The organism is Salmonella sp. A7, assembly GCF_020181675.1.
Classification (GTDB): Bacteria; Pseudomonadota; Gammaproteobacteria; order Enterobacterales; family Enterobacteriaceae; genus Salmonella; species Salmonella enterica.
The window spans coordinates 2,362,304-2,377,858 of the sequence record NZ_CP084001.1 but is presented as its reverse complement, the minus strand read 5'-3'; the positions used below and the strand labels follow the sequence as shown (position 1 = coordinate 2,377,858).

The following is a 15,555-nucleotide window of genomic DNA, read 5'->3' as shown; positions in this document are numbered from 1 at the left end:
AGCTTGCAACCTTGATCTGGATCACGTTTAATGACAGTGCTTTTTCACCTGCTGAAGATAATCATGATCGTTAGACCACAACAGCACTGGATTCGCCTGATATTTGTCTGGCATGGTTCCGTGTTATCTAAAATCTTTTCACGACTACTCCTTAACTTTCTTCTTTCTATCGCCGTTATTATCATGCTGCCCTGGTACACAATGCTGGGTATTAAGTTTACCCTTGCGCCGTTTAGCATACTGGGCGTCGCTATCGCCATTTTTCTGGGGTTTCGCAATAATGCCTGTTATGCGCGTTACGTTGAAGCCCGACATTTGTGGGGGCAGTTGATGATCGCTTCACGCTCAATACTGCGTGAGGTGAAAACAACCTTACCTGATGAACGCGGTATCGAGGATTTTATTCGGTTACAAATCGCTTTTGCCCACTGTTTGCGTATGACATTGCGTCGACAGCTTCAAACGCAAGTTCTGGGAAACTATCTTGACCAGGAGGCGTTACAGAAAGTTGTCGCTTCCCATTCCCCCGCTAACCGTATCTTATTGCTGATGGGAGAGTGGCTGGCGATTCGCCGCCGCAGCGGAAAGCTTTCCGATATTTTATTTCATAGCCTCAACAACCGCTTAAATGATATGTCGTCAGTATTGGCCGGCTGTGAGCGCATCGCCAATACGCCGGTGCCTTTTGCCTATACGTTAATTTTGCATCGTACAGTTTATCTTTTCTGCATTATGTTGCCATTTGCACTGGTGGTTGATCTGCACTATATGACGCCGTTTATTTCGGTGCTTATTTCTTATACGTTTATCGCGCTGGATGCGTTGGCGGAAGAGTTGGAAGATCCGTTCGGTACTGAAAATAATGATTTACCGCTGGATGCGATATGCAATGCGATAGAAATCGATTTACTGCAAATGAATGATGAAAGGGATATTCCGGCAAAACGGATACCGGATAAGCACTATCAACTGACCTGAGATCGTCTTAACTGGCGCAGAATGTTCATCTGCGCCATAACCTGAAGAGCAAAGCTTAATAGCCTTCTCCAACGCCGGTTTTGGCTGGACCGGAGTAGTGGACATGAACGATTCGCCATCCTGTGTTTGGTATCTTCGCCCACACCTGGCTTTCGCGGCCTGTCGTGTGTTGAGTCTGCCCATTATCACGGCGTACCGCGGTAAAATGCCAGTCGAACTCTGCAACGGCGGCATTGCCATACACATGAATAGCAGGGGGAGCGTCCAGTTTTAATGTGCGTTTGCTGAAGGTTTTACCCATAGTGGTGCCATAAAAATTTTCAGCGATCTGCGACCATCCGCGTTCGTGACCGCGTGGATGAATAAAACTGGTTTCCGGTGAAACATAAAAGAGCTGCTTGCCTAACGTTGGGTCTGCCTTATCTATTGAATAAAGGTAGCGGTTAATACCTTCTGTAATTTCTTGTTTAACGGTCGACGTAGCTTCATTTTGTGCGGCGGTTGGCGTTGCCGCTGATGCCGATGACGCCATCAGAGTTAACGTTATCGCGGCGGTCGAAAACAATAGTGACGTTTTTTGCATAATAGTTATACCCATATGGTCTGTTTTTGAGACGCTTTATCTTTCCTGTTACGTTCACCTTTATACTAAAGGAGCATGGCTCACGAACAATAAAAAACATCCTTCTATAAAATTACCCCGAAAAGGGAGTAGTGCAATTAAGAATATCGTATTTGTTTGTAACGGCATGACTCAAAATATCAAAATTTAGAGTTTCAGTATTGTTGTTGTCCCTTGATTTGTTTTTGTATTTATTACCTCTGGTAAATAGTTAATCTTATGAATAGTGATACACAAATGACCGTTTGCGCTATGTGATAATTAACCATAGTAAAAATACACGAAGCGAAGAAGTGCTATTTCAGTAGTACTGATATTTTCATAACGCTAATTTAAAAATAAATGTAAACGTAACAAATTATACACAAAAATAAGAAGGGCTGTGGCCTCAACTGACTTGATTATGATTCCGTCTTAACGAATGCCAGCCGAGTGTTCAGTGCCATTCTCGCCCTGGCATCCCCGACCGTAAGCCAGTTCTCTACTGGTAACCTCCTTGTTATTACAGCAGAAAACAGGGCATATCATTGATGTAGCCATGCTTAACTTGCATTTTAACATCACTAATACATAGCAAGCTAATATTACACTTTGAAACTTAACGCACGGTAATTGTTAGTGATATTGTCCTGGACAGTTCCGCGAGCAGGCTTTGCGGAAAGTCCAAAAATAAGACAAATAAGGCATATAAAATGAAAAAAGTAGTGGTGTTATCTGCGGTAGCCGCAGCCGTAATGATGGCTGGAGCCGCCAATGCAGCAGAAATCTATAACAAGGATGGCAATAAACTGGATTTGTATGGCAAGGTCGACGGCCTGCATTATTTTTCCAGTAATCATAGTACGGATGGCGATCAATCTTATATCCGTATGGGTATTAAAGGCGAGACTCAAATTACCGATCAACTAACCGGTTTTGGACAATGGGAGTATCAGGTCAACGCCAATCGTCCGGAAGATGGTGACTCCAGCGGTTCCCCGCAAAGCTGGACGCGTCTCGGTTTTGCTGGTTTAGCATTTGCCGATATGGGGTCTGTTGATTATGGTCGTAACTATGGCGTGTTATACGACATTGGTTCATGGACTGACGTACTGCCTGAATTTGGTAATGATTCGTATGAAGCTTCCGATAATTTTATGACCGGACGCGCGAATGGCGTTCTGACTTATCGCAATAATGATTTCTTTGGTCTGGTTGATGGTCTGAATATTGCGTTGCAGTATCAGGGTAAAAATGACGGCCTGTCGAAAGAAGGTGATCCTTTAAGTAATAATGCCAGAAAAAGTATCGCGTACCAGAATGGCGATGGTTTCGGGGCATCAGCGACATATGATTTGGGCATGGGGGTGAGCCTGGGGGCAGCCTATACCAGTTCCAAACGCACGCTTGATCAGATGACGCAAGATAAATACGACAATGGCGACCGCGCTGAAGCCTGGACTGGCGGCGTGAAGTATGATGCCAATAATATTTACCTGGCGGCAAACTATACCCGTACTTATGATATGACCTATATGGGCGATACATTGGGCGGCTTTGCACATAAAACCGATAACTGGGAAATGGTAGGGCAATATCAATTTGATAATGGCTTACGCCCGTCACTGGCGTTCCTGCAATCCAGAGCCAATGATGTTGATGGACTGGGTTCGTTCGACCTTGTGAAATATATTGATGTGGGTTCCTATTACTACTTCAATAAAAATATGTCCGCGTATGTTGACTACAAAATCAATCTGCTAAAAGATGGCAACCCATCGAATCCTAATACAGACAACACCGTGGCGCTCGGCTTAGTCTACGAGTTTTGATAAAACTTGCTGATTAAGACAGTTTAGGGATACCCTCCTTTTCCCAAAACTGTGTCACTGCTTAACCTTTATTATTGTTAATTTATTCTTTTATTATTTCAGGACGCTTCTGGCGTCCTTTTTTATTGATTATTCGTTGACTATTCGACTTCGATCTCGCGAATGCGCATTCTGCTACTGTCATCTATCTGCACTTTGCCTGAATGACAAAAGGGGCAACAGAGTGTGGATGTTTGAGAGGTGAAGGGTTGATTACAGGACAGACACCAACCTTGCGCCGGTGTGATAGTAATGTGGAAACGCGCATTGTCAGCAAGGGTATGACGAGCGGCGACGTCCAGGCCAAAATGCAGCGCTGGCACCTCAACACAGGCCATAACGCCAATCTCCAGCCAGACTTGCTTTACCTTGCTGAACTGGTGATTTACTGCCTGTTCCTCCAGCAATTCGATAATATTTTGCGCCAGGGCTAATTCATGCATGGGCCAGCTCCTTCATTCAACAATATTTACGGCGACACAAGGATCAATTACCTGTAACTGTTGCATCCACAATGAGAGTGGAATAGTGGCCAGTTCGCGAGCAATGACGCCGTCAGGTTGGGCGTGACGTGTGGTAGGCGAGATAATACGGTAATCAAGAATATTGCCTGACGTCGTCAGTCTGGCCTGATGAACTAACCATCCTCGCGCGGTTTCCACTACCGCTATTTTCCAATCGCCATCATCAAAACGATTCCAGCGCAGGGTAGGAAGGGCGCTCAAACTTCGGGCGAGCGTAATGCAGCGGGCCAGCAGACGTAGCGCAGTCGTTTTTCCGCTAAGACAACAGGCTGACAGTAGCGGATATTCGATAGCCAGAGGCGAGACATCCAGGGGACCAGGGGTTATTAACGTATGGTCCGGGGATGACGCCATCGGTAGTGTAGGTGTAATGATATTCTGTAATGTCGCCAGCCAGCGGGCGGTTTCAGAACGCTCTTGCAAAAACCAGGCTTCCCAGCCTTTTACGCCAGCGGCAAGCCAGGTCTGAGGATCATCGTCAAAAAAGATTGTGCTTGCCAGCGGGGATAACTCTCCGCGACGTAACAACGCCCATTCTTCAGCGGTTGCCTGTCGGTGGCTAAACAGGGGGAGCCAGTCGGTCAACGCGCGACGGAGCGTTTCTCGCGCCAGCTCTTGTTGTGCGGCCTGCATATCTGGCTTCTCTTCAGGAAACAACAGTAAAGCCGCCGCTGCGCTGTGTGCCTGAGCGCACAACGTAAACAAACGTGAAATAAGCGTTTTTGCGTATACCGGCGTTGCGCCCTGTAACAAACGACCGATCGGCGCCTCCTGCCAGATAATCCGTAGCGGGTGAGAATAGACGGTCAATCTTTGCACGAATTATTACCTTCATCGATCACCATAAACCCGGACTTACTGGTTTCGCAAACCGGACAGCACCAGTAATCAGGTAACTGGCTGAAGGGCACGCCGGGTGGAATTTGCCATACGTCATCGCCCAGCGCAGGGTCGTAAACCCACCAACATACTTTGCACTCCATGCGCACCACTGGCTCATTTTCTGTGACCGGGTATTCTTTCAGCCATTCCAACGTATTTTTTAGCCCCGCGTAGGCATCTTCGATATCGTCGATGCCTGCAACGGCGATATCAGGAATGTCTGCTATCTCAATCATATCTTGCAGTAATGTGTTCATATCATTGAAATAATTGACCCGCCATACGCCGGGAAAATGCGTGCTTACAATCCGGCATTTACCATATCCGCGTGAAAAAATAGCGCTACAGCCTTCGCCTAAAAAATGATCCAGATACTCGCGATCGGCATCGTTTACTGGCAATAGCGTTAAGTTAATGATATGCGGCTCTTTTACCTGCTGTTTTACGCGCTCGGCTATTTCATGCGCGATAAAGGCGCCATTCATCAATCCCGCCGGTTGTGGCGGCAATTCTGGTGTAATCGGCGGCTGCGGATGCGTCTGCCAGATGCTCTCCGGGATCGGGCCAATGATAATTTCATCGGCAACCCGTTGCTGGTCAGCGTTATATTCACGTACACGCCAGACGCCCGTAAAAACCGTCTCCTGAATACGCTGTTCTTTTCCATCGGGTAATAGTACCCGGGCGGATATTTCACCTTCGCCGAGCAGTTGATCCAACAAACCGCTATTCTGTTGCTCAGTGGCATTCAGCTTATAGCTCAGGGGAAAGGGGAGCGTTGCCACCGGGTTATCCATATCGCGAATAAGCGTAGTCAGGATGTGTCTGGCAACACGAAGCTCAGCGGGCAGCGCCTGTTCCGGTAAAACCGGCGTCAGTGGGAGATTAATGCCGGCGGGGATAGGAAGAAAGTTAAAGTCTTCCTCTTCTGGCTGCGAGCCTGGTCCGGCAATATTAACGACTGGAATAGTTCTGGAATGATTCACGTGTGTTACCTTTCATTCTATTGCGTGATAACGGGAATATCCTGACGATAGCCCGGTGTGGTCAGCAATGCGGCCACCCGCTGAGAGTATTCTTGCCAGCTATATAATCCCGCCAGACTGCCGACAAAACGGTGCTGGCGAAAGAAAAGCAGCGCCGGATATTTCAGAATGCGATACTCCCGGGCGATCAGTTCACTCTGTTCGCTATCCGCAAATGCCGCGGTATAAGACGTCGCCGAAAATTGCTTGAGGATCTCCGGGATAATGACCCAACTGTCGGCGACTTCCGGATGTTTGTTGGGGTCGCTTTGCAGCAAAACCAGCACAGTCGGATGCGCATTAATCAACGACGGGAGCGTTTGCGCATCGGTAACCAGAAAGCCTTTATCCGCCAGTGGACAAACAGAATTTTGGGGTGAGATAGTCATTTTTTTAAATGCTCCGGTAATTCAGGCGTGCGAGATAATAAATCGGCAAAACCGGTCAGCGGATCGCTTTGCGTGAGCATGGCCTGTTCCAGCGAGTCCAGCGCTGCCAGTACCTCAACGGCTTCCGCTTCGTCCATTTCCCGTCGCGCTGCGCCGCCAAATGTCAGCAGCCATGCGCCTGCTAAGGGGGGAACCACAAGCCGAATATCAACGTCGATAAGCTCGCCGTGTCGGTCGCGGCATTTGGCGAACCACTGACCGGGTGAAATAACCTGCACAGGAACGCCGATACACATTATGATTTCTCTCTCTGTAGCACCCGAATATCGCCGACCCGGCAAGCGCTTTGCGCATCTGGCCGTTCATCTTCGTAGCGTTCCATACACAGGCTGTAATGATTGAGTCTTTCAGTGGGCAAGGCCGCTGAAGAGGCGGTGATACCCCATTGCGCCAGCACTTCCTGCGCGAGACAGACCGCAGGCATCAGTTGCGCCTTTACCTGCGGCGTAAGACTTCCACCATAGTCATCCAGACATTCCGGCTGCACGCCAATCAGCACAATCTCCGATAACTGGCCGCCGGTTAATTGCAGCAATGCCAGCACTTCAGAAAAACTGGTCTGATGTAAACTGAGTTTTTTCGCCGTCAGATAGGCGGGAACCTGTTCATCACGAAACATCGCCAGCGAACCTGGCGCCATACCAAAATCGATAGCATCCATGATTAACAGTTTTTCGGTCTGTTGCAGCCAGGGCAGCAGCGCCAGTCCCTGCGTACCGCCATCAACAACGTCAACTTTCTCGTTATCGGCATACTGTTCAAACAGCTTTTCCGCCGCTCTGACGCCGAACCCTTCATCTGCCCAAAGCAGGTTGCCAAGCCCTAAGATTGTTACTTCTGCCATTGTTATCACCTGAACCAGCGCCAGCCGCTTATCATGACGGAAATCACGCTTTGTCGGCTCATAATGTCTTCGCGGATAGCGGTATAAACATGCGCAATGACGAAGGCGATAATGAACCACATGCCCAGCCGGTGCCAGAAATGCAGCGCGAGGCTATCGTTGCCAGTCAGGCGAATCATCCAGCCAAACCATTGATACGCCCAACTGTCTGTTCCAAGTCCTTCGCCATAGAGCGCAAAGCCGCTACACACCATCAGTACGGACATCCAGAAATAGAACATTACCGCCAGTCCCGCTACCGGATTATGTCCATAGTAACGATGGGCCTCTTTTTCGAGGAAAAAATACCAGCGGATTTCGCTGATAACGCCTTTGCGCCAGGCGCGGCGCCAGAACGGAACCAGAAACATCTCCCTGGCGTACTCATTGCCGACACATGCCCAGTAAATACGAAACAGCAGCGCGACAGTAAAAATATACGCCGTGGTAAAATGGATCAGTCGTATCCAGCCCATCCAAAACATAAAGGTCGCTTCACCTTGAATCGATGGCAGGGGGTGGCCAATGAAATATCCTGTAACAGCCAGGACGACAATGGATAACGCCGTGATCCAGTGCCATAAACGGACCGGCGCTTCATAGATATAGTACCCCTGGCTGGTTATTTCTTTGAGATGCATTGAGACCTCCGAATCGTCGTCATCGTACCTGAACCCTGACCAGCTCCCCTCCATGATTATCAATAACATGGGTGGAGCAGGCCAGGCAGGGATCGAAGCTGTGCAGAGTACGTAAAATCTCCAATGGTTGATCGGGAACGGCGAGTTTAGTCCCCATTAACGCCGCTTCGTACGCGCCAATTTGACCTTTATCGTCACGTGGCCCGGCATTCCAGGTTGTCGGTACCACACACTGATAGCTGTCGATTTTCTGATTTTCAATTTTTATCCAGTGCCCCAGCGCGCCGCGCGGCGCCTCGCTGAAACCAACGCCTTTTGTCGATGTAGGCCAGGTATCGGGTTCCCAGAGCGTGACGTTTGCCGTCGCCGTATCGCCGGACTTGAGGTTACGCATCAGACGATCGAAGAAATATTGCAGCGTATTGCCTGCCCATACGGATTCCAGCGCCCGCGCGGCAGTACGCCCTAATGTAGAAAAGAGCGCTTCTTTAGGCAGCTTTAATACACTAAGCAGTTGATCCACGGGTTCTTTAAATTCCGGTTTATTTTGATGATATCCAATCAGATAACGCGCCAGCGGACCTACCTCCATCGCATGTCCCTTCCAGCGCGGCGATTTAATCCATGAATATTTAGCGGACTCATCCACCTGTTCGATAAAGGTTTTTGTGCCTTTATAGTGTTCGCCCATGACCAGTTGCGGTTCGGTCAGACCATCCCAAGGATGCAGGCCCTTATCGTTATTGCCGTTACCATAGGTATACCAGGAGTGAGTGACAAACTCCTGAATCTCATCGGGGGCGGTTAAATCGACAGGATGAATTTCGTCGAAACGACCGTTAATGATAGCCCCACGCGGAAGCAGAAGATTACTGGCGGAATAATCGTTAGGGTTATCCGGAAACTCGCCATAAGCCAGCAGGTTCATGCTCGATAACCCGCCGCCGATTTTTGCCCAGTCTTTGTAATAACTGGCAATCAGCAAGACGTCCGGAAGATAAACCTGTTCGCAGAACTGGCGAGCTTTTTGGATGATGGAACTGACAAGGTTCAGGCGTTCCATATTCACTGCGCCGACCGCGCCCGTTTCGTCAAGGTTGATGGCGCAAGGAACGCCGCCCACCAGCCAGTTAGGATGCGGGTTTTTACCACCGAAAACGGTGTGAATTTTTACGATCTCTTTTTGAAAATCGAGTGCTTCAAGATAGTGGGCGACCGCCAGCAAATTGGCTTCCGGCGGAAGTTTCATCGCCGGATGTCCCCAGTAGCCATTACGGAAAGGGCCAAGTTGACCGGACTCGATAAACCGCTTCAGTCGATTTTGCAAATCGCGGAAATATCCCGGCGAGGATAGCGGCCATGCGGAAAGGCTTTGCGCGATGGCGGAGGTCTGATGCGGGTCGGCTTTCAGGGCGGCAACCACATCAACCCAGTCCAGCGCGTGCAGATGATAAAAATGCACCAGGTGATCGTGAACGTGTAGCGTAGCCTGCATCATATTACGGATACAGTTTGCGTTGTCCGGAATCGCGATTCCCAGCGCATTTTCTACGGCACGGATTGAGGTCAGAGCGTGTGTACCGGTGCAGACGCCGCAAATGCGTTCAACAAATGCCCAGGCGTCTCGCGGATCGCGACCTTTCAGGATAACCTCCAGGCCGCGCCACATGGTGCCGGTCGACACGGCGTTAGTAATGACATTATTACTGTCGATATTCACTTCGCAGCGCATATGCCCTTCGATGCGAGTAACCGGATCGACCACAATTCGCCGTCCGCTATTGTCCAGCGTAAAACCCTGAGTCTGATAAGGATATGCCATAATTATTTTTTCTCTTCCGGAGCGTTTTCTGATGACGTGTTGTTTTTATTACGGGCGTGTTTTATGGCGCTAACCGTGGCGTGAGCGATGGCGGCAGCGCCCGCGACGCCGGCAACGCCCAGTCCGATTTTATCGGCGGTAGCCTCAATGCCGGTTTGCGGAATGCCCGTTGCCCGGCTGTAAAAAGAACCGTAATCCCAGAATCCATCTTCCGAACATCCGAGGCATCCATGACCTGACTGGATAGGAAAAGACACGCCATCATTCCAGCGAACGGTTGAACAGGCGTTATAAGTGGTCGGGCCTTTACAGCCCATCTTGTACAGGCAATACCCTTTTCTGGCGCCTTCGTCATCCCACGCTTCCACAAACTGACCGGCATCGAAATGCGCGCGTCGGTAACATTTGTCATGAATTCGCTGGCCATAAAACATTTTTGGTCGTCCAAGACGATCAAGGGGAGGGATGCGATCAAATGCCAGCATATAGGTGATAACGGCGGACATCACTTCAGGTATAGGTGGGCAGCCTGGCACTTTAATAATGGGTTTATCGGTAATTAATTTGTGAACCGGCGTGGCTTTAGTTGGGTTGGGACGGGCTGCCTGCACGCAGCCCCATGATGCGCAGGACCCCCAGGCGATAATCGCTTTAGCATCCGCGCTGACGCGTTTTAACTTCTCCAGGAACGGCTCACCAGCCAGTATGCAAAACATCCCATCTTCATTCAGCGGCGCGTTACCTTCCACGGCAACGATATAATTTCCTTTGTACTCGCGCATCACATCCGCCAACGCCTGCTCGGCTTGTTGCCCTGCGGCGGCCATAATGGTGTCGTCATAATCCAGGGAAATGAGCGACAGAATGGCATCTTTTGCCAACGGGTGCGCAGAGCGAATGAAAGATTCGGTACAACAGGTACATTCAAGACCATGCAGCCATATCACTGGCGTACGCGGTTTATTCTCCAGGGCATAAGCTATCTGAGGAATCATCGAACTGCTCAGGCCTAAAGACGTTGCGGTAAGGCTGCAAAACTTGAGGAAGCTACGCCTTGTCACGCCGTGTCTACGCATAACTTGATAAAATGTATCTTGTGTTTGCATAACGTTTATCCCAAACCACTATAGTTAGTGTGGGCATCATATGTTGCATTTCTTGTCTTTCTCAACGTGTTTTAGTAGCAATTATGTTTCTAATTCGTAACAACCGATTACATGTGTGCTACTCACATTACTCAAAAACATAAATTAATTTAATGTTATTGGTGATGTGGAGTAAATATAGCGTTGTGATGGTATCTCTTAATGTTGATAAGAAACCGTGTTTTTTATTTATAACATGATGGGATTTTTTTAAATGGTCACACGGATAACGCGTTTCATATTAGTTCGCTGTGTTTAACTCTCCTTTAAACCCGTCAGTTAAATTTATTAGCTTGTAAAATAAGATCACAATTAATTACGTGCTGCATAACCATTGATAGGTTTAATTTAATATATTCATCCAATCCATTTTACAAACAAGGAGAGCATGATGAAAAAAAGTAAAGCAATGTTATTTATCGCTCCGGCGCTGTTTTCATACGCCCTGGCTGCACAGGCCTGCACAACCCTTGCTATTCAGGATAAACAAGGCGATGTTTTTCATGGACGTACGCTGGAATATATGCAGGATTTACCCTCATGGTTAACGTATTATCCGGCGGGAACACAGTTTGATAAAAAAACGCCGGATGGCAGTCAGGGAGTGAGCTATCAGGCGAAATATCCGATACTGGCCATTACTTCCACCATCACTGATGGCGATAGCAGAGACATACTTGAAGGCATGAATAGCGCGGGATTGTCATTTAGTGAAAACATGATCATGAATGCGCAGTTGCCGCCATTGCCCGCGAGTGAATATAAACAGGCAATTCCTGTCACCTCGTTGGGAGAATGGGCGCTGGCCCGTTTTGCTACTGTCGGCGAGGTAAAACAGGCAATAAAAGAGGGTAAATTCTGGTCACCGGAACTGCATCGGTTTGGCGATCTGAAATCGCCATTTCATTATGCGTTTTACGACAAGAAAGGAGGAAGCATTGTCGTTGAAGTGGAAAATGGCAAATTCCATGTCTATGACAATCCCACTCGCGTGATGACAAATGGTCCCGCATTCCCCTGGCATCTGACAAATCTGAATAACTATACGCAATTAACCAATGTGGACCGCTCTTCAGGCACACTGGGCGGGATAAAAGTGATGCAGCCTGATAGCGGGATTGCTATTGCAGACTTGCCATCGTCCGATACGTCGGTTTCCCGTTTTATACGCGGCGTTTATTACACCACATATGCGCCGCAAGCGACATCCGCCCACGATGCAATGAATACGCTTGCGCATATTATGAGCCGTTTCGATCGTCCGAAAAATATTACGGTTGATTATATGGGGAGTGAAGGGGAAGGCAACGCCACCCGCAAACCGGTCTCAGAATATACGGTTTGGACAACGCTGTCTGACTTAACGCACGGTGAGATGATGGTGCGCGGCTACAATGATATCAACTATAAAACCTGGTCTCTTTCTCAGTTTAAGAACGCGACTGCGCCCGTGTTCGAGAAAATCAACGTCAAAGGATAAATCGCTCGTCTCGGTTTAGGTTCCCCGGTAGTCTCAGCGAAGGTAATGGAGACTACCGGCGGTTGCTTCTCTTTATCATGCACGGTAATTAATTATCACGATCACCAGCGCCAGGATGGTATGCTAAATCCATTCAAAATCCCCTGGATATGGATTGGAGGGCGCATGGTTATACCTGAGGTCAGGCAGGAGAGGCTCTATCAGAAGATAGCCAACCTCATCATTAAGCTGATCAATGATAATATTTTTCCACCGGGAACTTTTTTACCGCCAGAACGCGAACTGGCAAAACAGCTTGGCGTGAGCCGCGCCTCCTTGCGAGAAGCCCTTATTGTACTGGAGATCTCCGGATGGATCGTGATTCAGTCCGGTAATGGGGTTATCGTTTCAGATAAAAAACACCTTGCCAGCGACTATACTATCGAAGAAATTCTCTCTACTCGCGAGCTGGTCGATAGCCATTGTGCGCGCTTAGCCGCACAAAACGATAACGTTGACGTCATCAACCAAATAGAGGCGATTTATCATCGTATGGATCAAGCCATTAACGATAATAACGTCCACGGCTTTTACTCGCTGGATAAAGAGTTTCACCTTGCGATCTCTGAGGCCAGCCGTAACCGGGTGTTGTTCGATATGTCCCGTATGTTATGGGAACAACGGATTAATATCCCTTATGCCGGGCTTGATGAGCAGTCTGGAGACAGAAATGTTTTACTTAATCTCAACAAACAACATAAAGCGATAGTGGATGCGATGCGACAGTCTGATACTGACAGCGCCTATGAGGGATCTCTGGAACATTTACGCTATGTGAGAAAGATTGTCGGCGGCTAAGTTTGTCGATGAATAACACCGCATGGCGGTCATGCCATGCGGTAGAACTCGACGTAAATCAATGGAAAACAGCATTAATCTTTAAGTAGCGCTCCGGATAGCGATCAAGCTCTTTAACTGCATCAGGGATCTCATCAAGATTGACGATCTTACTGACAACATCTTGTGGATTAATCTCCAGCGTAGACAGCATACGTAATGCCTCATCAAATTCACCGGCACTGGTGCGGGAGCCGCGTAAATCCAGTTCTTTATAGGTGATCAGGTTCGTCGGCAGCGACGTTTCCTGTTTTGGCCATCCGGTAAACGAAATACGACCAGCAAACGATGCTAAATCAAGCGTATTTCGAATAGCGCTATTTGCGCCGGAAGCTTCTATCACGACCTGCGCCATGGTGCCGTGGGTGATATTTTTAATAGCGTCGATAACCTGATCGTCAGCGGCGTTCAGCACATAGGGAACGCCAAGCTTTTGTGCATAGCGTAGCCTTTCTTCCACAATATCGATCAGAATAGGCATTGCCTTGTAATGACGCGCGCTTAATGCCGCCATAAGACCAATGGCCCCCGCGCCGATGATGGCAACATATTCCCCGGCCTTAACGTTTGCCCGATGCAGCGCGTGCAGAGCGATAGTCAGCGGTTCTGCCAGCGGCGCCATTTCAGAAGGCACGTTATCTGGTATTTTATGAATTAAATGTGCGGGATGAGTCACCACCTCCTGCATTGCGCCATCGACATGCACGCCAATGACGTTTAAATTTTCACAACAGTTAGTTCTGCCGACAGAGCAAGGGTAGCAGTGACCACAATAAATATAGGGGTCAACAATCACGCGGTCGCCTTTTTTAATATTGTCCGGCATTCCGGTACCTTCCTGAAGAACAATTCCGGTCACTTCATGCCCAATAATTCTTGGGTAAGTAACAAGTGGGTTCGTTCCACGAAAAGCCCCGATATCCGATCCGCAAATGCCTGCAGCATCAACCTTAATTAATACTTCATTTTCTTTCTTATGGGGATAATCCACCCAGCGGGTTTCAACTTCACCAGGCTTATTAATGAACACAGCTTTGACTTTCATTGGCTTTGAATCCTTTACTTTTTACAAACACGAAGACCAACAGGCTTGAAACGATAGCGATAGCACCAGCCAGATAGAACGCATAGTCATATTTACCGCTAAATTGAACGATAAAACCGGTGACAAGCGGACCGATAATGCCGGATATATTAGCCAGGCCATGCATGGCTCCGCCGACGCTCCCTACTTTATCTTTATGAACAACATCCTGAATAACCGCCCAATAAATTGGGCCCGTTAAATAGAGCAGGAAGAGTGAAACTGACATGAGCGTAATTGCGCTACCAATAGTGCTAACAGTACCGGAAACGGCAACACATACCGCTGCGCCTGCCAGACATACGCCCAGAATAAGTCGACGTGAGAGCAGAGCATTACCGGTAATCCGATAAATTACATCAGAACAGACGCCGCCGAGCACCATACCAATGGCACCGATGACCCAGGGAATTACCGTGGCGATACTAATTTCTTTAATATCGAGATGTAACGAATGGTTCAGGTAACTTGGGAACCAGGTCAGGAAGAAAAAAAGAATATAGTTGTAGCTGAAAAAAGCCAGAGTTGTCGCCCATACCATTGGTTGTTTCATGTAATAGCCGAGTGAAGGCGTAGCCCGGCCATTATCAGATAAAATAACGTCCTCATGATTTTCAAAATCAATGCGTTCTTCCGGCGCCAGGCGTTTACTCATTGTTGGCTTATCGCTAACGATAAAGTACCAGAGCAGTACCCAGGCCAGGCCAAATAAGAAAATAATGCCAAATGCGGGGCGCCAGCCTAAGGATAACGCCAGCAGGCCCACTATCGGCCCGGACACCGCGCCGCCGAGCGGGGAACCGGCGCTAAAAATTCCGATCGCCGTGGCAGACTCCTTTCGGGAAATCCAGTTATTGATGATTTTATTTCCGGCAGCGCTGACCGGTCCTTCAGCCATACCGAAAAGAACGCGCACGATAAGCATTGTCCACAATCCGGTGACTAAACCAGTTAAGCCACAAAATATAGACCATAGTAACGCTGCGATGAGAAAAACCGTTTTTGGCCCAACTTTATCGCTGGCCCAGCCACCAATAAAATTAAACAGGGCGTATCCGATAAAAAATGCGCTGAAGATCATTCCCATCTCCGCGGCGTTAAATCCTAACTCCTTTTCGATCAAGGGGGCAGTTATCGACAATGCTGAACGATCCATATAGTTGAGCATGTAAACTATAAATAGAAGAAAAACGATAAGCCATCCCATTGTTTTTCTTTTCATGATTAATCCTCTTATTGTGGTCTAGCGGCCTGACCACAATATTTTAAGGTTATTTTCAAATCACCTCTCTTG

16 protein-coding genes are annotated in these 15,555 nt (G+C 48.3%); 4 read left to right on the top strand and 12 right to left on the bottom strand.

What is annotated here, in order from left to right:
* The first annotated feature begins 63 nt into the window (after positions 1 to 63).
* Positions 64 to 978, top strand: a complete 915-nt coding sequence (locus tag LCS67_RS11630) for a bestrophin family protein (protein WP_170909375.1) — start codon at positions 64 to 66, stop codon at positions 976 to 978.
* 55 nt (positions 979 to 1,033) lie between these two features.
* Here the strand turns inward: LCS67_RS11630 and LCS67_RS11625 are convergent, their stop codons facing one another.
* A complete protein-coding gene (locus LCS67_RS11625; protein ID WP_000513130.1) occupies positions 1,034 to 1,576 on the bottom strand; it encodes a YybH family protein in 543 nt (180 codons plus the stop codon).
* 716 nt (positions 1,577 to 2,292) lie between these two features.
* On the opposite strand from LCS67_RS11625, the gene ompC reads away from it, so the two are divergent.
* Positions 2,293 to 3,411, top strand: coding sequence for a porin OmpC (gene ompC / locus LCS67_RS11615; protein WP_000758335.1), 1,119 nt, complete (start codon positions 2,293 to 2,295; stop codon positions 3,409 to 3,411).
* A 140-nt stretch (positions 3,412 to 3,551) separates the two neighbouring features.
* Here the strand turns inward: ompC and hypA are convergent, their stop codons facing one another.
* From hypA to LCS67_RS11570, 9 genes are read right to left on the bottom strand one after another with little or no spacing between them, the layout of a single operon-like run.
* Positions 3,552 to 3,893, bottom strand: coding sequence for a hydrogenase maturation nickel metallochaperone HypA (hypA, locus tag LCS67_RS11610; protein ID WP_023230169.1), 342 nt, complete (start codon positions 3,891 to 3,893; stop codon positions 3,552 to 3,554).
* Positions 3,894 to 3,905: 12 nt separating this feature from the next.
* Positions 3,906 to 4,793: a hypothetical protein gene (locus LCS67_RS11605; protein WP_001605400.1), complete on the bottom strand. Its 888-nt coding sequence runs from the start codon at positions 4,791 to 4,793 to the stop codon at positions 3,906 to 3,908.
* On the bottom strand, positions 4,781 to 5,842 hold the full coding sequence (locus LCS67_RS11600) for a hydrogenase expression/formation C-terminal domain-containing protein (RefSeq protein WP_001016740.1): 1,062 nt from the start codon (positions 5,840 to 5,842) through the stop codon (positions 4,781 to 4,783). Before LCS67_RS11600 ends, LCS67_RS11605 begins: the two co-directional genes overlap by 13 nt.
* Positions 5,843 to 5,859: 17 nt before the next feature.
* On the bottom strand, positions 5,860 to 6,270 hold the full coding sequence (locus tag LCS67_RS11595) for a hydrogenase (RefSeq protein WP_000155991.1): 411 nt from the start codon (positions 6,268 to 6,270) through the stop codon (positions 5,860 to 5,862).
* A complete protein-coding gene (hypC, locus tag LCS67_RS11590; RefSeq protein WP_000334915.1) occupies positions 6,267 to 6,566 on the bottom strand; it encodes a HypC/HybG/HupF family hydrogenase formation chaperone in 300 nt (99 codons plus the stop codon). The genes LCS67_RS11595 and hypC overlap by 4 nt, the downstream gene beginning before the upstream one ends.
* Entirely contained in the window at positions 6,566 to 7,174 is a 609-nt protein-coding gene (gene hybD, locus LCS67_RS11585) for a HyaD/HybD family hydrogenase maturation endopeptidase (protein WP_000852663.1), read from the bottom strand. The genes hypC and hybD overlap by 1 nt, the downstream gene beginning before the upstream one ends.
* Before the next feature lie 5 nt (positions 7,175 to 7,179).
* Positions 7,180 to 7,923, bottom strand: a complete 744-nt coding sequence (gene cybH, locus LCS67_RS11580; RefSeq protein WP_000924455.1) for a Ni/Fe-hydrogenase, b-type cytochrome subunit — start codon at positions 7,921 to 7,923, stop codon at positions 7,180 to 7,182.
* On the bottom strand, positions 7,874 to 9,676 hold the full coding sequence (locus LCS67_RS11575; RefSeq protein ID WP_000331201.1) for a nickel-dependent hydrogenase large subunit: 1,803 nt from the start codon (positions 9,674 to 9,676) through the stop codon (positions 7,874 to 7,876). Before LCS67_RS11575 ends, cybH begins: the two co-directional genes overlap by 50 nt.
* Before the next feature lie 2 nt (positions 9,677 to 9,678).
* The gene (locus LCS67_RS11570) at positions 9,679 to 10,782 is read right to left on the bottom strand and encodes a hydrogenase small subunit (RefSeq protein ID WP_001194448.1); all 1,104 of its coding nucleotides are present in this window, start codon (positions 10,780 to 10,782) and stop codon (positions 9,679 to 9,681) included.
* Positions 10,783 to 11,209: 427 nt separating this feature from the next.
* On the opposite strand from LCS67_RS11570, the gene LCS67_RS11565 reads away from it, so the two are divergent.
* Together LCS67_RS11565 and LCS67_RS11560 are read left to right on the top strand one after the other, a co-directional pair.
* Positions 11,210 to 12,301 (top strand): choloylglycine hydrolase family protein, encoded by a 1,092-nt coding sequence (locus LCS67_RS11565; protein ID WP_000976505.1) that lies wholly within the window; start codon positions 11,210 to 11,212, stop codon positions 12,299 to 12,301.
* A gap of 45 nt (positions 12,302 to 12,346) precedes the next feature.
* Positions 12,347 to 13,138 carry a FadR/GntR family transcriptional regulator gene (locus LCS67_RS11560; RefSeq protein ID WP_000450398.1) on the top strand — a complete coding sequence of 264 codons (792 nt, stop codon included), beginning with the start codon at positions 12,347 to 12,349 and terminating at the stop codon, positions 13,136 to 13,138.
* 58 nt (positions 13,139 to 13,196) lie between these two features.
* Here LCS67_RS11560 and LCS67_RS11555 read toward each other — a convergent pair whose 3' ends face one another.
* On the bottom strand, positions 13,197 to 14,222 hold the full coding sequence (locus LCS67_RS11555; RefSeq protein ID WP_080183698.1) for a zinc-binding alcohol dehydrogenase family protein: 1,026 nt from the start codon (positions 14,220 to 14,222) through the stop codon (positions 13,197 to 13,199).
* Complete coding sequence (locus LCS67_RS11550; protein WP_031569034.1) at positions 14,197 to 15,483, bottom strand: MFS transporter; 1,287 nt, start codon at positions 15,481 to 15,483, stop codon at positions 14,197 to 14,199. The genes LCS67_RS11555 and LCS67_RS11550 overlap by 26 nt, the downstream gene beginning before the upstream one ends.
* Positions 15,484 to 15,555 lie beyond the last annotated feature (72 nt).